22 protein-coding genes are annotated in these 19,535 nt (G+C 65.0%); 8 read left to right on the forward strand and 14 right to left on the reverse strand.

Annotated features, from left to right (window positions below):
* The first annotated feature begins 10 nt into the window (after positions 1-10).
* Positions 11-1,120 carry a sn-glycerol-3-phosphate ABC transporter ATP-binding protein UgpC gene (gene ugpC / locus FJ418_RS13420; RefSeq protein ID WP_140866072.1) on the forward strand — a complete coding sequence of 370 codons (1,110 nt, stop codon included), beginning with the start codon at positions 11-13 and terminating at the stop codon, positions 1,118-1,120.
* 22 nt (positions 1,121-1,142) lie between these two features.
* Complete coding sequence (locus tag FJ418_RS13425) at positions 1,143-1,940, forward strand: phosphodiesterase (RefSeq protein ID WP_140645201.1); 798 nt, start codon at positions 1,143-1,145, stop codon at positions 1,938-1,940.
* Positions 1,941-1,943: 3 nt separating this feature from the next.
* On the opposite strand, the gene FJ418_RS13430 is transcribed toward FJ418_RS13425, so the two are convergent.
* From FJ418_RS13430 to FJ418_RS13450, 5 genes are all read right to left on the reverse strand, one after another.
* Positions 1,944-2,342: a type II toxin-antitoxin system VapC family toxin gene (locus FJ418_RS13430; protein WP_140866075.1), complete on the reverse strand. Its 399-nt coding sequence runs from the start codon at positions 2,340-2,342 to the stop codon at positions 1,944-1,946.
* Positions 2,339-2,614 (reverse strand): AbrB/MazE/SpoVT family DNA-binding domain-containing protein, encoded by a 276-nt coding sequence (locus FJ418_RS13435; protein ID WP_140645203.1) that lies wholly within the window; start codon positions 2,612-2,614, stop codon positions 2,339-2,341. The genes FJ418_RS13430 and FJ418_RS13435 overlap by 4 nt, the downstream gene beginning before the upstream one ends.
* A gap of 158 nt (positions 2,615-2,772) precedes the next feature.
* A complete protein-coding gene (locus tag FJ418_RS13440; RefSeq protein ID WP_140866077.1) occupies positions 2,773-3,855 on the reverse strand; it encodes an ABC transporter ATP-binding protein in 1,083 nt (360 codons plus the stop codon).
* Complete coding sequence (locus FJ418_RS13445) at positions 3,852-5,408, reverse strand: iron ABC transporter permease (RefSeq protein ID WP_246683045.1); 1,557 nt, start codon at positions 5,406-5,408, stop codon at positions 3,852-3,854. Before FJ418_RS13445 ends, FJ418_RS13440 begins: the two co-directional genes overlap by 4 nt.
* A gap of 193 nt (positions 5,409-5,601) precedes the next feature.
* The gene (locus FJ418_RS13450; RefSeq protein WP_140866080.1) at positions 5,602-6,600 is read right to left on the reverse strand and encodes an iron ABC transporter substrate-binding protein; all 999 of its coding nucleotides are present in this window, start codon (positions 6,598-6,600) and stop codon (positions 5,602-5,604) included.
* Positions 6,601-6,805: 205 nt separating this feature from the next.
* On the opposite strand from FJ418_RS13450, the gene FJ418_RS13455 reads away from it, so the two are divergent.
* The 3 genes from FJ418_RS13455 (at position 6,806) to FJ418_RS13465 (ending at position 10,125) form a co-directional block, all read left to right on the forward strand.
* Positions 6,806-7,342, forward strand: coding sequence for a sigma-70 family RNA polymerase sigma factor (locus tag FJ418_RS13455; protein WP_140784000.1), 537 nt, complete (start codon positions 6,806-6,808; stop codon positions 7,340-7,342).
* A 1-nt stretch (position 7,343) separates the two neighbouring features.
* Positions 7,344-7,982 (forward strand): NrsF family protein, encoded by a 639-nt coding sequence (locus tag FJ418_RS13460; RefSeq protein WP_140866083.1) that lies wholly within the window; start codon positions 7,344-7,346, stop codon positions 7,980-7,982.
* A gap of 166 nt (positions 7,983-8,148) precedes the next feature.
* Positions 8,149-10,125 (forward strand): PAS domain S-box protein, encoded by a 1,977-nt coding sequence (locus tag FJ418_RS13465; protein WP_246683038.1) that lies wholly within the window; start codon positions 8,149-8,151, stop codon positions 10,123-10,125.
* Between the two features lie 29 nt (positions 10,126-10,154).
* Here the strand turns inward: FJ418_RS13465 and FJ418_RS13470 are convergent, their stop codons facing one another.
* The 7 genes from FJ418_RS13470 to FJ418_RS13500 form a co-directional block, all read right to left on the reverse strand.
* The gene (locus tag FJ418_RS13470; protein ID WP_140658797.1) at positions 10,155-11,033 is read right to left on the reverse strand and encodes a 3-hydroxybutyryl-CoA dehydrogenase; all 879 of its coding nucleotides are present in this window, start codon (positions 11,031-11,033) and stop codon (positions 10,155-10,157) included.
* Positions 11,034-11,235: 202 nt separating this feature from the next.
* Positions 11,236-12,165 carry an electron transfer flavoprotein subunit alpha/FixB family protein gene (locus FJ418_RS13475; protein ID WP_140866090.1) on the reverse strand — a complete coding sequence of 310 codons (930 nt, stop codon included), beginning with the start codon at positions 12,163-12,165 and terminating at the stop codon, positions 11,236-11,238.
* 23 nt (positions 12,166-12,188) lie between these two features.
* Complete coding sequence (locus FJ418_RS13480; RefSeq protein ID WP_140866094.1) at positions 12,189-12,938, reverse strand: electron transfer flavoprotein subunit beta/FixA family protein; 750 nt, start codon at positions 12,936-12,938, stop codon at positions 12,189-12,191.
* 162 nt (positions 12,939-13,100) lie between these two features.
* Positions 13,101-13,904, reverse strand: a complete 804-nt coding sequence (locus tag FJ418_RS13485; RefSeq protein WP_140866097.1) for a rhomboid family intramembrane serine protease — start codon at positions 13,902-13,904, stop codon at positions 13,101-13,103.
* A gap of 22 nt (positions 13,905-13,926) precedes the next feature.
* A complete protein-coding gene (locus FJ418_RS13490) occupies positions 13,927-14,508 on the reverse strand; it encodes a cob(I)yrinic acid a,c-diamide adenosyltransferase (protein WP_140866100.1) in 582 nt (193 codons plus the stop codon).
* Between the two features lie 19 nt (positions 14,509-14,527).
* Entirely contained in the window at positions 14,528-14,719 is a 192-nt protein-coding gene (locus FJ418_RS13495; RefSeq protein ID WP_140866102.1) for a twin transmembrane helix small protein, read from the reverse strand.
* A 25-nt stretch (positions 14,720-14,744) separates the two neighbouring features.
* Entirely contained in the window at positions 14,745-15,611 is an 867-nt protein-coding gene (locus tag FJ418_RS13500) for an SDR family oxidoreductase (RefSeq protein ID WP_140866105.1), read from the reverse strand.
* 58 nt (positions 15,612-15,669) lie between these two features.
* Between FJ418_RS13500 and FJ418_RS13505 the strand changes: the two genes are divergently transcribed.
* Positions 15,670-16,521 (forward strand): YihY/virulence factor BrkB family protein, encoded by an 852-nt coding sequence (locus FJ418_RS13505; RefSeq protein ID WP_140645216.1) that lies wholly within the window; start codon positions 15,670-15,672, stop codon positions 16,519-16,521.
* Here FJ418_RS13505 and FJ418_RS13510 read toward each other — a convergent pair.
* Complete coding sequence (locus tag FJ418_RS13510) at positions 16,491-17,393, reverse strand: DMT family transporter (RefSeq protein WP_140866107.1); 903 nt, start codon at positions 17,391-17,393, stop codon at positions 16,491-16,493. The two genes, FJ418_RS13505 and FJ418_RS13510, sit on opposite strands and share 31 nt — an antisense overlap.
* Positions 17,394-17,546: 153 nt before the next feature.
* Between FJ418_RS13510 and FJ418_RS13515 the strand changes: the two genes are divergently transcribed.
* A complete protein-coding gene (locus FJ418_RS13515) occupies positions 17,547-17,834 on the forward strand; it encodes a hypothetical protein (RefSeq protein ID WP_140658855.1) in 288 nt (95 codons plus the stop codon).
* On the opposite strand, the gene gluQRS is transcribed toward FJ418_RS13515, so the two are convergent.
* The gene (gene gluQRS / locus FJ418_RS13520; protein WP_140866110.1) at positions 17,831-18,703 is read right to left on the reverse strand and encodes a tRNA glutamyl-Q(34) synthetase GluQRS; all 873 of its coding nucleotides are present in this window, start codon (positions 18,701-18,703) and stop codon (positions 17,831-17,833) included. The genes FJ418_RS13515 and gluQRS overlap by 4 nt on opposite strands.
* A gap of 91 nt (positions 18,704-18,794) precedes the next feature.
* Here gluQRS and FJ418_RS13525 point away from each other — a divergent pair, with 91 nt between their 5' ends.
* The gene (locus tag FJ418_RS13525; RefSeq protein WP_140866113.1) at positions 18,795-19,454 is read left to right on the forward strand and encodes a DNA-3-methyladenine glycosylase; all 660 of its coding nucleotides are present in this window, start codon (positions 18,795-18,797) and stop codon (positions 19,452-19,454) included.
* Positions 19,455-19,535 lie beyond the last annotated feature (81 nt).

Consider the following 19,535-nt stretch of genomic DNA (forward strand, 5'->3'; position numbering starts at 1 on the left):
GGAGACAAAAATGGCCTCCATCACCATTCGCGGCGTCAAGAAGAACTACGCCAAGACGCAGGTCGTGCACGGCGTCGACCTCGACTTCGCCTCGGGCGAATTCGTCGTCATCCTGGGGCCGTCGGGCTGCGGCAAGTCCACGCTGCTCAGGATGATCGCCGGGCTGGAAGAGATTTCCGACGGCACGATCGCGATCGACGGCACGGTTGTCAACAGGCTCGAGCCGCGCGAGCGCGGCTGCGCCATGGTGTTCCAGAACTACGCGCTCTACCCGCATATGAGCGTGGCACAGAATATCGGCTATTCGCTGAAGGTAGCCGGCGTTGCGTCGGCCGAGCGCGCCCAGCGCGTCCAGGCGGTGGCGCGCGTCCTGGAGCTGGAGCACCTGCTCGACCGCAAGCCGATGGCGCTCTCCGGCGGCCAGCGCCAGCGCGTCGCCATGGGCCGTGCCATGATCCGCGAGCCGAAGGTGTTCCTCTTCGACGAGCCGCTCTCCAACCTCGACGCCAAGCTGCGCGTGCAGATGCGCTCCGAGATCCGCAAGCTGCACCGGCGCCTCAGCGCCACCTCGGTCTTCGTCACGCATGATCAGGTCGAGGCGATGACGCTGGCCGACCGGCTGGTGGTGATGAATGGCGGCCGCGTCGAGCAGGTCGGCACGCCGGCGGAAGTCTACAGCCGCCCGGCAAGCCGCTTCGTCGCCACCTTCGTCGGCGCGCCGGCGATGAACATGCTCGAAGGCACCGTCACGCTCGACGGGCTGTCATTGCTCGGCGGCAGCCGCAAGCTCAATGTCTCGCGCACGGGCGTTCCCGTGGGCGCGAAAGTCGCGGTCGGGATTCGGCCGGAGGCGGTGCGCATGGTGGCGCCGGGCATGCCGGGAGCGCTCGCGGCGACTGTCGATCTCATCGAGGAGTTGGGCGCCGGCCGCGTCGTCTATGTCGATCTCGACGGCGCGCCGTTCTCCATCGTGACGTCGGAGACCGTCCACCCCGAACCGGGCAGCACGATCGGCCTGCAGTTCGCCGAAGCGGACCTGCATTTCTTCTCCTCGGAGACGGGCGGCAGGCTCGACGTGTTCAAAGCCTCGGTGCCGGAACCGGCTCCGGCGACGTTGTGAATTTGATTTGAGGGTTCATGCAATGAAAATCATCCAGGTCACCGACGTCCATCTCGGTCGTCGGCGCGAGATACGCTACGGCGCGAACCTGAATGAACGACTCGATCGATGCATCGATCATATCAATCAACGTCACAGCGATGCGACGCTCTGCATCTTCACCGGCGACCTGACCGATGACGGCGAAGCCGAGAGCTATGCCGACCTGAAGGCGGCGCTGAGCCGGCTGACCGTGCCTTACCGTCTATTGCCCGGCAACCACGACCGGCGCGCCAATCTCATCGCCGCCTTTCCCGAGAATGGAACCGACGGCAACGGCTTCGCGCAATCGGTTTTCGACACGCCGGAAGGGCGGCTGGTTTTTCTCGACAGCCTGGCGGAGGGCCGCGTCACCGGCGAGTTGTGCGACAACCGGCTTGCCTGGCTCGATGCACGGCTTGGCGAGGCGGCAGGCAAGGCGGCCTATATCTTCCTGCATCATCCGCCGGTAGAACTCGGGCTCACGCTGCTCGACCCGCTCGGCCTCGAACAGCCGCAGCGGCTACTCGATGTGCTGACCCGCCACGGCAATGTCCGCTACATCTTCTTCGGCCATGTCCACCGCGACATAGCCGGCACCGTCGCCGGCATTCCCTTCTCGGTGCAGCGAGGCCTGCATGCCCGCTTCATGCTCGATCTCGTCGGCGACGAGGTCGTCGAGCAGGCGCCGCCCGCCTATTCGATCATCCTGATCGACAGCCAGCGCGTCGTCATCCACAGCTGCGATTTCCTCGAGCAATGGCCGCTATGGTCGCCAGCGACGGGACAGCGCGTACGGTAGAAATCACCCGAGCAACAGTGTGGGCGTTCCCTGCCCATCGACCAGCTTTACCGCTTTCCTATCGAAGGACACGAAGGTTTCGCCGCCGAGCCACTGACCGTCGAACGCGATCACGCCATCCGCGAAATCTCCACCAGCGTCGAGCACAACCAGGCCCGCTTCGATCGTTGGTCGGTTGGCTACGACGTTGCGCATATCGAGGATGCGGCGGATCGAAGCGGATATATCCGGCCGCGTAACCCGGTAACTTCTATCCAGCACCCAAACAAACTCGCAGAGCGCTTGAACGCTGATCGCGACCAACTCGGCCCCTTCCAGGGTCTCGGCTGCTGTCCGTTGCTGCGCTTCGTCGTCTCCGACAACAAGGCGCAACAGCACGTTGGTGTCGAGGTTGACCTTCACTTGCGCTCGATTCCGCGCATCCCGCTCGAAGCACCGGCGCCGGCGATCGCATCGTTGATCTCCTCGATCGAAAGCCGTGCGCCGTTCGTTTTGCCCTTGAGCATCCCGCTCAGCTCTTGCCACGAGCCCTTGCCCTGGTCAGCTTTCAGCTCCGCCCGTCCACCAGGCAGAAGATCAAGCCTGATCTTGTCGCCGGGCTGGATGCCAAGGTGCTTGAGCACGTCCTTCCGGAATGTGACCTGGCCCCGTGCGGTAACCGTCAATGTCGTCATGATGTGGCCTGCTAGAGTGGTTCACCGTTTCATGGAAACGGCGAACCGCTCTATCTCCTTCTTTTGTCGCAATTCCTGACGGAAAACCGCTCACACTTTTCCTGGAATTGCTCAAGCGCTAAAAATAATGCAATATTGCATTATTCTCAAGACGGAGATCAAGCAAAGACATGCGCCTTGCCGGTGAAGGTGAGGCGCACGATCTCGCCGACAGCCGGCGCGTCCATGCCTGTCCTGCGCAGGATGAGCGGCGTGTTGCCGATGGCGGCGGCATCGGGCGGATCCGGGCTGTTGAGCAGCCGCACCGCGACGGTGCAGACCGAGCCGGCGAACTCGCAGTCCGTCACTTCGCCGAACAGCATGTCCGGCGTGCCGGACATGCCCTCGCGCGAGGTCCGCTTGAGCAGGACCTGCTCGGGCCGCAGCATGATGCGCGCGACATCGCGCCGTTCCTTTGTGTCGACCGCGATGCGACCGAGCCGCGACACGGCAAAACCGTCCGCGATCCTCGCCGGCACGATGATGGCGTCGCCGAGGAACTCGGCGACCATCCGGTCCCTGGGCTGGAAATAGAGCTCGCGCGGGGTGCCGACCTGCGAGAACAGGCCGTCGCGCATCACCGCCACCTGGCTGGCGAAGGAGAGCGCCTCGGCCTGGTCGTGCGTGACCAGTATGGTGGTGATGCCCGCCTCTTCCAGAAGCTCGGCCACCGCCTTGCGCATCGACGCGCGAAGCCCGGTGTCGAGCGCCGAGAACGGCTCGTCGAGCAGCATCAGCCTGGGCTTCATGGCCATGGCGCGGGCAAGCGCCACGCGCTGCTGCTGGCCGCCGGAAAGCTCGTGCGGCCGGCGCTTCAGGATCGCCTTGTCCAGTCCGACGATGTAGGCGAGCTCGACGATATGCTCGGCTCGTCTATCGGCATTGCGCGCGATGCCGAAACCGATATTGTCGGCAATGGTGAGATGTGGGAACAGAGCGCCGTCCTGCGCGACGACGCCGATACCGCGCCGATGCGCCGGCACGGCCGCGCCGCCATTGGCGAGCACCTTGCCGTCGAGCGCGATGCGACCGCGGTCCGGCGCCTCGAAGCCGGCGATCAGCCTGAGCAAGGTGGTCTTGCCGCAGCCGGACGGCCCGACGATCGCAGTGCGGCTGCCGCTCTCGACAGCCAGGTCGACGCCGGCGAGCGCCGCCACGGGGCCATAATTCTTCGCGACGCCACTGAGTTCGAGAAAGCTCATCGTCCGGCCATCCGCTTCGATTGGACGTAGAGCCACCAGGTCATCGGCAACGACATCGCCACCATGATCAGCGCGTAAGGGGCGGCGGAGGCGTAGTCGATCTCGCCGCTGTAGGACCAAAAGGCCATCGCCAGCGTGCGGGTGCCGTTGGGCGCCAGCATCTGGGTGGCGGTGAGCTCGTTGGTGATGCCGAGCGCCACCATCGCCATGCCGGCTGCCGCACCCGGCGCCGACAGACGGATGGTCGTCGACCACAGCGCCTTGACCGGCGGACGGCCGAGGCTGGAAGCGGCGCGCTCTAGCTCCACCGGCGCCTGCGCGATCGAGGCGCGCAGGCTTATCAGCGCGCGCGGCAGGAACATCAGCGCGTAACCGAACAGGATGGTGAACAGCGTCTGGTAGAGCGGCAGCGCGACGCGCACGGTGATGGTCACCAATGCCAGCGCGATGACCACGCCCGGCAACGCGCCGACGATATAGTTGCAGCTCTCGAGCAGTCGCTGCAGCCGTCCCGGCGCGCGGATCGAGATCCAGGCCATCGGCATGGCGGCAATCGTTGCAAGCACCGCGCCGGCGATGGCGAGGAACAGCGTCTGGCCGAGCGCCAGGCCGATCTCGTCCCAACGCCAGACTTCCGTGCCGCCGGCGAGCAGCCAGCGGCTGACCGTGACGAAGGGCACGCCGAGCGACAGCAGCGCGACGCCCGCCGGCAAAAGCAGGCAGGGCAAGGTGGCGCGGCCCAGGCGAGCGCGCTGCTGCTGGCGCGCGGCGCCGGAACCGACGCGGGCATAGCGCTCCTCGCCGCGTATCATCACCTCGAGAGCGAGTAGGAAAAGGCAGCAGACCACCAGCACGGCGGCCAGCATGTTGGCCGCCGGACCGTTGAAGGTCGACTGGAACTGGTCGACGATCGCGGTGGTGAAGGTGTCGAAGCGGATGAAGACATAGAGGCCGTATTCGGCCAGCAGATGCAGGCCGACCAGCAGCGAGCCGCCGCAGATGGCGAGCCTGAGCTGCGGCAGCACGACGCGCGCGAAAACCCGCCAAGGATCAAGACCAAGTGCCGCGGCCGCGTCCTCCAGCGCCGGATCGAGCCGGCGCAGCGCGGCGGCGATCGGCAAGTAGAGGAAAGGGAAATAGGCGATGACGGAGACCAGCACGCCGGCCCACAGCCCGTGCAGGCCCGGAACGAAGCTGATCCAGGCATAACTGTGCACGAAAGCGGGAATGGCGAGCGGCGCGACCGAAAGCCACGACCACCAGCGGTTACCTGGCAGGTCGCTGCGCTCGGTCAGCCAGGCCAGCGCCACCGACAGCACGATGGCGATCGGCACGGCGACAACGACGAGGAGCACGGTGTTGACCAGCAATTCGCCGACGCGCGGGCGGAAGATCAGCGCCGCCACGGTATCCCAGCCGGTCTGGATCGCCACCCAGACGATGAAGGCGAGCGGCAGCAGCGCGATAAGCGCGATCAGAGCGGCGGCGAGCGTGATCCACGAGATGGACCGGTGCTTCTTCATCCCGGCCGCCGGCAGTCTTGCCGGCGTCATGTCGATCGCCGACTGCATCAGGCAGGCCGCTGCGCCGCTGCCGCCGGGCGGCGGAAGCGATCTGATACGCCGCGCGAGCGGCTCGAAGCGCAGTCGATCGTCATCGACGAAGCCATCTCCAAACAAAAACGCTCCCGCGGAAGGCGAATTGCCGCGGGAGCACGGTCGTTTGCCCTTTTAGGACCAACGCGAACTAAAGCAAGCCGGCTTGCGTCATCAGGTCGATGACCTTCTTGGAATTCAGCGTCGCCGGATCGACTTTCGGCGCCTGCAGGTCGGGGAGCGGCACCAGCTTAGGGTTGGATTCGGCACCCTTGCCGACCGCATATTCATAGGACGTGCCGGTCTTCAGCACGTCCTGGCCGCCCTTGCCGGTCACCCACTTCAGGAATGCCTGGGCTTCCTTCGGATGCTTGCTGGAAGCCAGCACGCCGCCGCCCGACACCGAAACGAAGGCGCCCGGGTCCTGGTTCTTGAAATAGTGCAGGGCGACATTCCCGCTGTTTTCGCCCGTCTTGGCCTGATCGCCGAAATAGTAATAGTGGTAGATCACGCCGCCATCGATCTCCCCGGCATTGACCGCCTTCATCACCGTCGAGTTGCCCTTGTAGGCGGTGAAATTCTCCTTCATCGCCTTCAGCCAGTCGGCGGTGGCGGCTTCGCCCTTGATCTGCAGCAGCGCGCTGACGATGGCCTGGAAGTCGGCGCCGGACGGCGAAGCGGCCCAGCGGCCCTTCCAGCTCGGGTCGGCAAGATCGAGCACCGACTTGGGCAACTGGTCTTTCTTGAGCTTGTCCTTGTTGTAGGCAAAGACGGTGCTGCGGGCGGCGACGCCGACCCACTTGCCGCTCGACGGCTGGTATTCCTGCGGAACCTGCGCCAGCGTATCGGCGTCGACCGGCGCGAACAGGCCGGCCGCCTCGACCAGCGCCATGGCCGGCGAATTCTCGGTCAGGAACACATCGGCCGGCGAGGCCGCGCCCTCGGCGACGATCTGGTTGGAAAAATCGCTGTCGCCGCCGTTGCGCAACGTGACCTTGATGCCGGTTTCCCTGGTGAAGCCCGCCGCCCATTCCTTGGCGAGGCTCTCATGCTGGGCATTGTAGACGATGATGCCTTGATCCTCGGCCATGGCCGGGGCGATCAGGCCGAGCGCCAGCGCGGTGGCGAGCGTGGAAAGGGCAATCTTCATGGGCATCATCCTCAAATCTGGAGACAGGGTTCGGGCACGGCTGCACCTATCAATACCTGATTATTGTAGTCAACATTGTGACCCTGCTTCAATCGGTCGCCGTGCCGCAAACTTTCGTGATTTTGCGGTAGTTTGGCTTGGACATTATTTCGCCGGCCACGTAACAAACCAGGGCCGAGACGCGAACATCTGGGGGTAAACTCTTGTGACCGGCAAGGACGAGGCCGAGCTTTCCCGGCTGCTCAGGGCCGCGATCGGTGGAGACGAAAGGGCTTATGCCGACTTTCTGCACCGGGTCGCCACCCTCGTTCGCGGCTTTGTCCGGCGCAAAATCGTTCAAGGCGGGGTCGACCCCGAGGATGTCGTGCAGGAAACCTTGCTGGCCATTCATGTGAAACGCCACACTTGGCGGCCGGATGCGCCGGTGTTGCCCTGGATCTATGCGATCGCCCGCTTCAAGCTGATCGACGCGTTCCGCAGGCGCGGGCGGCGCATCGAGGTCGAGATCGACGAGATCGCCGAAACCTTCGCCGAGCCGGAGACGGAGACGGTGAGCGAGCGCGATATCAACCGGGCGCTCGACGGGTTGCCGCCCGCGCAACGCTCGGTGGTCTCCTCGATCTCGGTCGACGGGCAGTCGATCGGCGAGACGGCGGCCAAGCTCGGCATCAGCGAGACGGCGGTGCGGGTGTCCCTGCATCGCGGCCTCGCAGCGATCGCCAAAAGATTCGGACGACAGTGACATGAGGACCGAGGATCTCATCAAGGCGCTCGACGCCGATGCCCGCGACAAGGCGATGCCGATGGGCAACGCCTGGTGGCTGGCGGTCGGCGTGGCCGTGGTGATCGCGGCGGTGGTTTTCTTTGCGACCATCGGGCCGCGCCCCGACATCATGCTGGCCATGCACACGATGCGCTTCATGTCGAAATTCCTGTTCACGCTGGTGCTTGCGGTCAGCGCCTTCGCGCTGATCCGCGCGCTGTCGATGCCGGGTGCTTCGACCAGGCGGGCAATGGCCTGGATGATTGCCGCGCCGCTTCTGGTCGTGTTGGCCGTGATCCTCGAGCTATTTGTCGTGCCCGAGGCCGATTGGGGCAAGCGGCTCGTCGGCACGAACATGATGATCTGCATGAGCTTCATCCCGCTGATCGGCATCGGTCCGCTGGCGATTTTCCTCGGCATGCTGCGTTACGGCGCGCCGACGCGGCCGGTGCTTGCCGGCGCCGTCGCCGGCTTGCTCGCGGGCGGGCTCGCGGCAACCTTCTATGCCGCGCATTGCTTCGACGATTCACCGCTCTTCGTTGCCACCTGGTATACGGTCGCGATCGCCTTCCTCACGCTGCTCGGAGCCATCGGCGGCCGGCTCTTCGTGCGCTGGTAGCCGCCGCACACCGATTCTTCGGTACAGTTTGGAAACAGTACCTTAAGCATGCCGGCAATTGTTTGCCGGTTAGCGGAGTGATCGCCAGCGTCCACGCAACCATTCCTTAAAACCGATCCGCCAGGGTTGTGGCAACGTGCAGTTGCGTGTTGGGTGGGATCGCATCGTGGCGTGGTTGAACTGGAAAGGGCTCCGTGCCGACAGGCACGCTGCGCAGGGTCTGCTGGCGGTCGGCCTGGTTGCCACCGCCGTGTCGATCCTGCTGCCGCGCCTTGAACTGGGCACCGACGCGCTGAGGCTCTGCCTGCAGATATCCGTCGCCATCACCGCCGCGACGCTGTTTTTGTCGGCGCTGTTCATTCACCGCATCGTCGACGATCGCCGGCAGATAGCCGAGAGCGAGCAGCGCTTCCGCCGCGCCATGGAGGATTCGGCGATCGGCGTCGCCATTGTCGGCCTCGACGGTCGCATCCAGCAAGCCAACCCCGCCTTCGCCGCCATGCTCGGCTACAGCCGCGCGGAGATCGAGGCGCTGACCTTCCCGCAGATCACGCATCCGGACGATCTTTCGATCGGCCGCGAGACGATGATGAACGTGCGGGAAGGCCGGATCAGCTCCTACCATTTCGAAAAGCGCTACCTCAGGAAAGACGGGACCCCGGTCTGGGCGCAACTTGCCGGCTCGGTCATCCGCGACGAGGACACAGGCAAGCCGCTTTATCTGGTGTCGCAGATCGAGGACATCGACGCCCGCAGGCAGGCCGAGGCGCGCATCGCCGAGGCCGAGACCCGATGGAATTTCGCGCTTACCAGTGCCGGGCAGGGCATCTGGAGCCTCGATATGCGCAAGGGCGGCACGACCTATTCCGAAACCTGGGTGAAGATGCTGGGCTATGCCGACGGCGAGCTCGACGGCGACCCCGACCGCTGGCTGACCATGATCCACCCCGACGATCGCGAGCGCGTCGCCGAGGCGGATCGCGCGCATCTTGCCGGCGAGACGGCCTTTTTCGAGGCGGAGTTCCGGATGCGGCACAAGGACGGCCACTGGGTCTGGATCCTCGACCGCGGCAAGGTGATCGAGCGTGACGGCGAGGGCCGGCTGGTCCAGGCCATCGGCAGCCTGACCGATATCACCGAGCGCAAAGAGGCCGAGGCGCGGCTGATGGTCTCGGCGGCGATGCTGGCCGACGAGAAGGAACGTCTCAGGGTGACGCTGCAGTCGATCGGCGACGCGGTGATCTGCACCGATGCCGCCAATCGCGTCACCTTCATGAACCCGGTTGCCGAAAAGCTCACCGGAGTTGACGTTGGCGAGGCTATGGGCAAGGTGCTCGGCCATGTTTATTGGGCGGTCGACGAGGAAAGCGGGCAGAGGATCGGGCTGACGCGCCCTTCGACGAGCGAGCGGCCGCACTGCGACCAGAACACGCGGGCTGTCCTTGTCCGGCGCGACGACACGCGCTGCAGCATCCGCCAAGTGGTGTCGCCGATGATGAACGACCGCGACGAGTTCTGCGGCCTCGTCATCGTCTTCCAGGATTTCACCGACGCGCGCGCCCTGCAGCGCCAGCTGGCCTACGCCGCCGCCCATGACGCGCTGACCGGGCTCGCCAACCGCTCGAGCTTCATCCGCACTATGGAGGAACTTGTCGACCAGTGCCGTCTCAATGGCGGCGAGCATCAGTTCATGTTCGTCGACCTCGACCACTTCAAGGCGGTCAACGACACCGGCGGCCATGCCGCGGGCGATGCGCTGCTCAAGCGCGTGGCCGACACCCTGCGCAATGTGCTTGGCCTGGAAGACATCGTCGCGCGGCTCGGCGGCGACGAGTTCGCTGTCATCCTCAAATCGGGCGCCGCGGCGCGCGGGCCGATCGCGGCGCGCTCTGTCATCGACGCCATCCGCAACCTCAATTTCAGCTGGGACGGGCGCCCGCATTCGATCGGCGCCAGCATCGGGCTCGCGCCGATCCGCGCCGGTTGCGGCGAAGTGGACGAGATCATCGCCCGCGCCGACTCCGCCTGCTATGCCGCCAAGGCGGCAGGACGCGGCTGCGTTTCGGCGGCACCCGACGAAGTTTCGACCGAGGATGTTTCGAAAGGCGTCGTGCGACCTCCGCCGCTTGCCGCGGCCTCCTGAGCCGCGCCGAAGGGTTCAGCCGGCGAAGATCAGCGCGTCGGCACCGGATGGTCGCCGCGATAGTCGTAGAAGCCGCGGCCGGTCTTGCGGCCGAGCCAGCCGGCCTCGACATATTTCACCAGCAGCGGGCAGGGGCGGTATTTCGAATCCGACAGGCCCTCATGCAGCACCTGCATGATCGACAGGCAGGTGTCGAGGCCGATGAAGTCGGCGAGCTGCAGCGGTCCCATCGGGTGGTTGGCGCCGAGCCGCATGGCGGTGTCGATGGCGTCGACCGTGCCGACGCCTTCGTAGAGCGTGTAGATCGCCTCGTTGATCATCGGCAGCAGAATGCGGTTGACGATGAAGGCCGGGAAATCCTCGGAAACGGTGATCGTCTTGTCGAGGTGCTTCACATAGGTCTTGGCCGCCTCGAAGGTCTGGTCCTCGGTGGCGATGCCGCGCACCAGCTCGACCAGCTTCATCACCGGCACCGGGTTCATGAAATGTATGCCGATGAAGCGCTCGGGACGATCGGTCTGGGCGGCAAGCCGGGTGATCGAGATGGACGAGGTGTTGGTCGCCAGGATCGCTTCCGGATTGAGCTGCGGGCAGAGCTGCGCGTAGATCTTGCGCTTGACCGTCTCGTCCTCGGTCGCCGCTTCGATCACAAGGTCGGCGGCGGCGAGGTCGGCCATGGCCGGGGCGGCGGAGATGCGCGCCATCGCTTCGTTGCGCGCCGTCTCCTCCAGCTTGCCGGAACCGACCTGGCGCGCCATGTTGCCGCTGACGGTGGCGATGCCCTTCTCGATCCGGTCGGGCGACACGTCGTGGATCAGGACCTTGTAGCCTCCGAGCGCCGAGACATGGGCGATACCGCCACCCATCTGACCCGCGCCGACAATGCCGATCGTCTCGATCTTGCTCATTACCCCGATCCCGTCCGGAGCATCTTCCGCTTCTTTGAAGCGCGGAAACGCTCCTATTTGTTTATTTCCTGCAATCCGGATGCAAAACCGCCGGATTGGCTTCAGGCCTTGATGGCCCGCTTTTTGTGCAGTGCAAACTAAAAGGGCGGGGCGACTTCGTCTACCCCACCCTTCGGATTTTAATATGCCGGAACCGGCTGCGTCAAAGCGCCTTTTGCAGCTCCGGCAGGATGACGAAGAGATCGCCGACCAGGCCGTAGTCGGCAACCTGGAAGATCGGGGCTTCCTCGTCCTTGTTGATGGCGACGATGACCTTCGAATCCTTCATGCCGGCCAGGTGCTGGATGGCGCCGGAGATGCCGACGGCGATGTAGAGGTCGGGCGCGACCACCTTGCCGGTCTGGCCGACCTGCCAGTCGTTCGGCGCGTAGCCGGCGTCGACCGCGGCGCGGGAGGCGCCGACCGCGGCGCCGAGCTTGTCGGCGACCGGCAGGATCACCTCCTGGAACTTCTCCGAGGAGCCGAGCGCGCGGCCACCCGAGATGATGATTTTGGCCGAAGTCAGTTCCGGCCGATCGTTCTCGGAGAGCTTGTTCTCGACGAAGGAGGAGAGGCCCGGATTGGCGGCGGCGTTGGCCGTTTCGACCGAGGCCGAGCCGCCTTCCGGCGCCGCCGAGAAGGATGCGGTGCGCACCGTGATGACCTTCTTGGCGTCGGTCGACTGCACGGTCTGGATGGCGTTGCCGGCATAGATCGGCCGCTTGAAGGTGTCGGGCGAGACGACCTCGATGATCTCGGACACCTGGGCGACGTCGAGAAGGGCGGCCACGCGCGGCGCGACGTTCTTGCCCGACGAGGTGGCGGGCGCGACGATCGTGTCGTAGCCGGCAGCCAGCGAGACGATGAGAGCCGCGGTCGGCTCGGCGAGGCGTTCCGAAAGCTCGTCGGCCTCGGCGAGCAGCACCTTGCGGACGCCCTTCAGCTTGGCGGCGGCGTCGGCGGCAGCCTTGGCGCCCTTGCCGGCCACCAGCACGTCGACATCGGAGCCAATCTGCAGCGCGGCCGACAGCGCCTTGGCCGTCTGGTCGGAAAGACTTGCGTTGTCGTGTTCGGCGATGAGGAGAATTGCCATTTTCTTTATCCTTTCCTGACCGCTCAGAGCACGCCGGCTTCGTTCTTCAGCTTCTCGATGAGTTCGGCCACCGACTTCACCTTAACGCCCGCCTTGCGGCCGCTCGGTTCCTCGGTCTTGACCACCTTGAGGCGCGGCTTGACGTCGGCGCCGTAGTCAGCCGGGCTCTTCTCGTCGAGCGGCTTCTTTTTGGCCTTCATGATGTTGGGCAGCGAGGCATAGCGCGGCTGGTTGAGGCGCAGGTCGGCGGTGACGATCGCCGGCATCTTCAATTCCACCGTCTGCAGGCCGCCGTCGACTTCGCGCGTCACCTTGGCGTGATCGCCTTCGAGCACGATCTTGGACGCGAAGGTGCCCTGCGACCAACCAAGCAGTGCCGCCAGCATCTGGCCGGTCTGGTTCGAATCGTCGTCGATCGCCTGCTTGCCGAGGATGACAAGGCCGGGCGCCTCGGCCTCGACCACGCCCTTCAGCACCTTGGCGACGCCCAGCGGCTCGGTCTGCTCGTCGGTCTTGACCAGGATGGCGCGGTCGGCGCCCATGGCGAGCGCGGTGCGCAGCGTCTCCTGCGCCTGCTGCGGGCCGACCGAGACGACGATGATCTCTTCCGCCTTGCCGGCTTCCTTGATGCGGATGGCTTCCTCGACCGCGATCTCGTCGAACGGGTTCATCGCCATCTTGACGTTGGCAAGCTCAACGCCCAGTCCATCGGCTTTCACCCGGACCTTGACGTTGGCGTCCACAACCCGCTTCACGGGCACAAGGATCTTCATTTTCCTGTCACCTCTCCTGAGATAGTCGGGGCGCTATACCAGCGTGCGCCCTGTCAGAGTTGTCGAAAGCCGACATTACGGGCGGAATATCCGCCCAACGGTGCCGTTTCCGTAGTGGCGGCAAATCGGCGCGTCAATATCCCACGACGCACCCAAATCGGTTCAGTCGCGGGGCGTCGCTGCTCCACGGCCCCATTGCGACGCCGGCTGGGCCGGGTCGCCAGCGGCCGGTTCGACAGGAACAGGCGGCTGCTGGACGTTGGGCGTCGGGTCCGGCTCGCCGTCGGCGCCGGCCAGCAGCGGCACGCCGCGGCTGCGCAGCACCAGCACCAGGATCGATCCGGCGATGATGCCGCCGATATGGCAGGCCCAGGAGATCTGGTCCTCGCCGCCCGCTGCAAACATCACAATCTGGAACAGGATCCACAGGATCAGCGGAATGAAGGCCGGGATGCGTAGCGGAATGCGGGCAAAGGCCAGCACCCAGACTTTCACCTGGGGGTAGAGGATCAGATAGGCGGCGACGACGCCGGCGATGGCGCCCGAGGCGCCGATCAACGGCACCTGCGAATCCCAGGCCACCAGCCCCTGGAAGAAGGCGCCGGCGACGGCGCAGGCGAGATAGAAGATCAGGTAGCGTATGTGGCCGAGCGCGTCCTCGACATTGTCGCCGAACACCCAGAGGAACAGCATGTTGCCGCCGAGATGGAAGATATCGGCATGCAGGAAGGAATAGGTGAGATAGCTCAGGCTCTCGGGGATGACGACGAATTCGGGCGAGAGCTCGACCTTGTCGTGAACCACGGACGGGATGAAGCCGAGACCGAGAATCGCGGCATTGGTGAAGTTTTCACCGCCAAGCGTGGTCGCCAGATAGACGAGCACGTTCGCCACGATCAGGCCGATCGTCACATATTGCAGGCGGATGTGGCGCAGCCTGTTGGTGTCGTAAAGCGGGATGAACATCGGACCCTCCCGCCCCCAAAGTTCAGCGGTTCTTGCCAGGCACCCATAGCACGTCGGCCTCTCCATTGTCATTGACCGCGCGGGCGGCGACGAACAGGAAATCCGAGACACGGTTGATGTATTTGAGCGCCTCGTGGTTGATATGCTCGGCCGGATCCTGCGCCAGCGCCACCATCAGGCGCTCGGCGCGGCGCGCCACGGTGCGGGCCAGATGGAGCGCGGCGGCCGCCGGCGTGCCGCCGTTCAGCACGAAGGATTTCAGCGGCTGCAGGCTTTTGTTGAGCGCGTCAATGTCCTGTTCGACGCGGTCGGTCTGGGCGGCGACGATGCGCAGCGGCTCGTATTCCAAGGGCTTGCCGTCGTCCGGCACGGCGAGGTCGGCTCCCAGATCGAACAGATCGTTCTGGATGCGCGACAGCATGGCGTCGATCGCGGGATGCGCCGCGCCGGTGTGAAGGCGGGCCATGCCGATGCAGGCATTGGCCTCGTCGACGGTGCCGTAGGCATCGACGCGCAGGTCGGATTTCAGCCGCCGCTCGCCGGTGCCGAGCCCTGTCGTGCCGTCGTCGCCGGTGCGGGTGTAGATCTTGTTGAGCTTGACCACGCGATCCCCCTCAGCCGCGCTATTTGCGCGTGAAATACACCACCAGCAACAGCAGCGCCAAGGCCACGGCCTGCAGCATGATGCGCGTCTGCATCAGCTTGTTCGAGGTGATGCCGGAGCCGCCGCGCATCATGTTGATCAGACCGCGGACCAGCACGATCACCACGGCGGCCATGGCGACGACGGCGAGGATCTTCAAGGTGATGAGCATCTGGCTGGCTCCGGTTCAGGTTCGGTCAGGCGCGTCTGGCGAGCACGCGATAAAGCAAGGATGCCGGCAAGACGCGTTTCAGCGCCACACCGATCCTGGCCGGCACCGTTACCACATAGTGCGGGCGCGGGCGCTGTGACAGAAGCACGTGGCGCAACGCCCTGTGCACGATCTCCGGCCCTGGTTTCAGCTTCGACACGCTGCCGCCCGCCTGAAGCCGGGCGAGCTGCGCCTGATAGTCAGCGCGGTGGACGGAATTCTCGACATCGATGTTTTTCAGGAACCAGGGCAGACCATTGCTGGCGATCTTCGACGTCACCGGTCCCGGTTCGATGAGGGAAAGGTGGATGCCGCTGCCTTCGAGCTCCTGGCGCATGCACAGCATCAGGCCTTCGATGGCGTGCTTTGAGGCCGAATAGGCGCCGCGGAAGCGGACCGGAGCCAGCCCGAGGATCGAGGAGCAGTGGACGAGCCGGCCGTGCCCCTGGCGACGCATGACCGGCACGATGCGCCGGGTAAGATCATGCCAGCCGAAGAAATTGGCCTCGAACTGCTCGCGAAGTGCCGCGACCGGCAGATCCTCGACGGCGCCGGGCTGGGCGTAGGCGCCGTTGTTGAACAGCGCGTCAAGCGTGCCGCCGGTACGCTCCAGCACCGCATCGACCAAGGCGGCGATGGATTGAGGTTCTCGATAGTCGAGGTAGAACGCCTCTATGCCGTCCGCCTCGAGGATCGAAATATCGGCCGGCTTGCGCGCCGTGGCGAACACCCGCCAGCCTTCCGCCTTCAACGCCCGCGCGCAATAGGCGCCGATGCCGGAGGAGGCGCCGGTGACGATGACGGTGCGCAAGTCTTTGGCGGCGGGGCGCGTTGTGGGACCTGGGGTTGCCATTTGCCGCAATCCCTTCCCATATTCGCGGCGTCGACACAATCGAGCGGAGCGCGGGTCCTTGCTGCGGAATATCGTTGCCCTCAAGCGCGTGCTCTACGATGCAATTGGACATTTCAACACCGATGACGGCTGGGCAATGGCCAGCCATCTGGCGATCACCTCGCTGATGGCGCTGTTTCCGTTCCTGATCTTCGCCACGACGCTCGGCAGCTTCCTCGGCGCGCGCGCCTTCGCCGACACGGCCGTGCATCTGGTCTTCGACACCTGGCCCGAGCAGATCGCCAAGCCGATCGCGCATGAGGTGCAGAACGTGCTCACCGTGCGGCGCACCGACCTTCTGACCTACGGCGTGCTGCTTGCGGCCTATTTCGCCTCGAACGGCATCGAGGCGCTGCGCACCTCGCTCAACCGCGCCTATCGCGTCACCGAGACGCGCGGCATCGTCCACCGCAGGGTGCAGAGCATCATCTTCGTCCTGATCGCCACCGCCTGCTTCCTCGCCATCAGCGTGCTTCTGGTGTTCGCGCCGCTGCTCGCGCGGCTGGCGGAAGCGCATCTGGAATGGATCAAGCCCTATATGGGAACGATCACCATCTGGCGTTACGTGATTGCCTCGACGGTCATCGTCATCGGGCTGTTCTCGGTGCATATCTGGCTGCCGGCCGGCAAGCGCCGCTTCGTCTCGATCATACCGGGCATCGTCTTCACGCTGGTCGCCTGGCTGGTCGGGTCGACGATCTTCGCCACCTATCTCGACCATTTCTCGTCCTATGTGACGACCTATGCCGGGCTCGCCTCGATCATGATCGCGGTCGTCTTCCTCTACATCATCTCGGCGATCTTCATCCTGGGCGGCGAGCTCAACGCCGCGATCAGCCGCTATCTGGAGGCGCGCGCGCGCGTCGGTTGAACCCCGTTAGATCTGGCGGTTGCCAGTGCGACGCCGAGCGTGGCGATCGCCATGCCGGCGATCTGCAGCAGGTTGAGCCGCTCGTTGAAAAGCACCCAGGCGATGACCGCGGTTACGGCCGGCACGAGGTAGAACAGCGAGGCGACCTTAGACATCTCACCGTCCCTGATCATCACCATCAACAGGAATATGGCGCCGATCGACAGCACCAGGACCAGCCAGGCCATGGCGAAGATCAGCTCGCCATTGACGGTGACGGCGCGCGTCTCGAAAGCGAGCGAGCCCAGGATCATCACCGCGGAACCGCCGACATACTGCCACATCGTCGCCGACACCAGATCGCCGCCGGAGGCATAGCGCTTCTGCCAGATGGTGCCGGCGCTCATGCCGAGTACGGAGACGAGCGAAGCCGTCAGCGTCGCCGGCGTGACGCCGCCGCCAAGCGTGCCCAGCTTCGGCCAGAGCACGATGACGACGCCAAGCAGCCCGACCGCAAGGCCGGCCCAATGGCGCGGCAGGATCGCTTCGCCGAGGAATTTTCCGGCAAGCACCGCCGTGATCAGCGGCTGCAGGCCGACGATCAGTGCCGATAGACCCGCCGGCATGCCCCTGTGGATCGCCCAGAAGACGGCGCCGAGATAGACGCCATGCATGAGGACGCCGGCCACCGTTGCGTGCAGCGCCTCTTCGCGCGTCGCCTTGTGCGAGCCGAGCAGCACGGTCAGCCCCGCAAACAGGATCGCCGCTATCACGAAGCGGATGGCAAGGAAGGTAAAGGGTTCCGCCCAGGGCATGGCATAGCGCGCGCCGATGAAGCCGGTCGCCCATAGAACGACGAAGGAGGCGGGGATGAACCGCTTGATGCTCTGCATGGGGGAGGCTGCCAGGGTGAACGGTTGATGACGGCAATTGCTCTAAAGCCGTTCAATCCCGCAAGCAAAACGAAACGGTTGATCCATAAGCTAAGTCGAATTCAACAAACCGTGCCAAGAGGGGCATGGCGCGTGGTCGCGCCATGGTGAGGCATGTTTTTGCATCTCGACACGACCTGGCTTCTGTTCGCCTTCGCGATCATCGCCGGCTTCGGCTTCTTCTTCGGCACGGCGCTCGACGCGATCATGAAGGAGAGCGGTTTCGGCCCGACCGGCAATACGCTGCTGTTCATCTTCGGCTTTTTCGTCGCGGTGGCGGTCGCCAACAAGCATGGCATCAGCCTGAGCGATCTCAAGCTGGCGGTTGCCTGCGGGCTGGGCGGCGCCTTTGTCTTCATCAGCGTGCTGGCGCTGATCAAGGCTGGGATGGCGCGACTTTAATCAAGTTCGAGAAGACGCCTGACGTCCCGTACCGGCACGCCCGCGTCTCGAAGCGCGGCAAGACCGGTGTCCTTGAAGCTCTTGGACAGTTTGCGGCCGTCCGGGCCAAGGATCAAGCGGTGGTGGAAATAGCGTGGCTGAGGCAGGCCGAGCAGTTCTTGCAGCAGGCGCTGCACCCCGGTCGCCGAATAAAGGTCCTGGCCGCGCACGACGTGGCTGACATCCTGCAGCGCGTCGTCGACGATGACGGCGAGATGGTAGCTGGTCGGGATGTCGCGGCGGGCGACGATGATGTCGCCCCAATCCTGTGGTCGTGCTGCGACGGTTCGCGTCGCCGACATCGTCTCATCGATGAACTCCGCCCATGACAGGCCGGCCGCGAAGCGCGCCATCGCCGCTTCGACGTCGAGCCGCCAGGCAAAAGGCATGTTCTCGGCAATCCGCCGCTTGCGCTCCCTGGCGGGCAACGCCTTGTCGAGCGGCGGGTAGAGCGGCACGCCGTCGGGATCGCGCGGCCAGTCGCGGCCGCCGGTCTCGGCGATGAAGGCGCGGATCTCGCCGCGGCTCATGAAAGCGGGATAGACGAGTTCCTCGGCGATCAAACGGTCGAGCACCGTGCGGTATTCGGCGAAATGCTCGGACTGGCGGCGCACCGGCCGCTCCCAGTTCAATCCCAGCCATTCGAGGTCGCGGAAAATGCCGGCCTCGAATTGCGGCGTGCAGCGGGCGACGTCGATATCCTCGATGCGCAACAGCAGGCGTCCGCCCGCTTGCGCCGCCATCCGCTGGTTGAGCAGGGCCGAGTAGGCGTGGCCGAGATGCAGTTCGCCATTGGGGCTCGGCGCGAAGCGGAATGTCAGGAGCGTCATCTTTCAGGCGGCATTCGGGTTGAAAGGCGCGTTTGCCAATTGGTATTTAGCCCTCCATTGCCACTTCGCGGGCGCCCTGGGAACAAGCAACGTGCAACGCATCGCCTCGCTCGACGACATTGCGACAGGGCTCGACGCGCTCTGCCGGATCGATCCGCGGCTGGAGACCATACGCGGCAAAGCGGGCGAAGTGCCGCTTCGGCTGTCGGAGCCAGGGTTCAGGAGCCTCGCTTCCATTATCGTTTCACAGCAAGTTTCCCGCGCGAGCGCCGACGCCATCTTCGGGCGGCTGGTGAAGCTGGTCGATCCGCTGACGCCGCAGGGGATTCTTGCCGCCGGTGAAGGGATTTTTCGCGAGGCCGGGCTGTCGCGGCCGAAGCAGCGCGGGCTGCTCGCCGTCGCGCAAGCCGTGGCCGGCGGGCTCGATCTCGATCACCTGTGCACGCTGGACGCCGGCGAGGCGATCGCGGCGATGACGGCCGTGCCCGGCATCGGCCCATGGACGGCCGAATGCTACCTGCTGTTTGCCGCCGGCCATCCCGACGTGTTCCCCGCGCGCGACGTCGCTTTGCAGACGGCGGTTGGCCATGCGCTCGGCATCGATCCGCGTCCGCCGGAGAAAATGCTTATCCGGCTGGCCGAATCATGGAGCCCGTGGCGGGGTGTCGCGTCGCGGCTTTTTTGGGCCTATTACCGGGAATTGAAGGGCAGGGATGCGGCGCCGCCTGTCGAAATGGTCAAAAAAGCATGAAAATCATGCGTTTTTGACGGCTTCGGCGAGAGACAATCCGCTTCACATCCCTGTCATGTCGGGCTTACAGTATCCGCGCCG

The organism is Mesorhizobium sp. B2-8-3, assembly GCF_006440815.1.
Classification (GTDB): Bacteria; Pseudomonadota; Alphaproteobacteria; order Rhizobiales; family Rhizobiaceae; genus Mesorhizobium.

Coding starts and splice junctions, on each gene's coding strand:
- ugpC (WP_140866072.1), top strand. CDS start 11: ATGGCCTCCATCACCATTCGCGGCGTCAAGAAGAACTACGCCAAGACG.
- FJ418_RS13425 (WP_140645201.1), top strand. CDS start 1,143: ATGAAAATCATCCAGGTCACCGACGTCCATCTCGGTCGTCGGCGCGAG.
- FJ418_RS13435 (WP_140645203.1), bottom strand. CDS start 2,614: ATGACGACATTGACGGTTACCGCACGGGGCCAGGTCACATTCCGGAAG.
- FJ418_RS13440 (WP_140866077.1), bottom strand. CDS start 3,855: ATGAGCTTTCTCGAACTCAGTGGCGTCGCGAAGAATTATGGCCCCGTG.
- FJ418_RS13445 (WP_246683045.1), bottom strand. CDS start 5,408: ATGACGCCGGCAAGACTGCCGGCGGCCGGGATGAAGAAGCACCGGTCC.
- FJ418_RS13450 (WP_140866080.1), bottom strand. CDS start 6,600: ATGAAGATTGCCCTTTCCACGCTCGCCACCGCGCTGGCGCTCGGCCTG.
- FJ418_RS13460 (WP_140866083.1), top strand. CDS start 7,344: ATGAGGACCGAGGATCTCATCAAGGCGCTCGACGCCGATGCCCGCGAC.
- FJ418_RS13470 (WP_140658797.1), bottom strand. CDS start 11,033: ATGAGCAAGATCGAGACGATCGGCATTGTCGGCGCGGGTCAGATGGGT.
- FJ418_RS13475 (WP_140866090.1), bottom strand. CDS start 12,165: ATGGCAATTCTCCTCATCGCCGAACACGACAACGCAAGTCTTTCCGAC.
- FJ418_RS13480 (WP_140866094.1), bottom strand. CDS start 12,938: ATGAAGATCCTTGTGCCCGTGAAGCGGGTTGTGGACGCCAACGTCAAG.
- FJ418_RS13485 (WP_140866097.1), bottom strand. CDS start 13,904: ATGTTCATCCCGCTTTACGACACCAACAGGCTGCGCCACATCCGCCTG.
- FJ418_RS13495 (WP_140866102.1), bottom strand. CDS start 14,719: ATGCTCATCACCTTGAAGATCCTCGCCGTCGTCGCCATGGCCGCCGTG.
- FJ418_RS13500 (WP_140866105.1), bottom strand. CDS start 15,611: ATGGCAACCCCAGGTCCCACAACGCGCCCCGCCGCCAAAGACTTGCGC.
- FJ418_RS13510 (WP_140866107.1), bottom strand. CDS start 17,393: ATGCAGAGCATCAAGCGGTTCATCCCCGCCTCCTTCGTCGTTCTATGG.
- FJ418_RS13515 (WP_140658855.1), top strand. CDS start 17,547: ATGTTTTTGCATCTCGACACGACCTGGCTTCTGTTCGCCTTCGCGATC.
- gluQRS (WP_140866110.1), bottom strand. CDS start 18,703: ATGACGCTCCTGACATTCCGCTTCGCGCCGAGCCCCAATGGCGAACTG.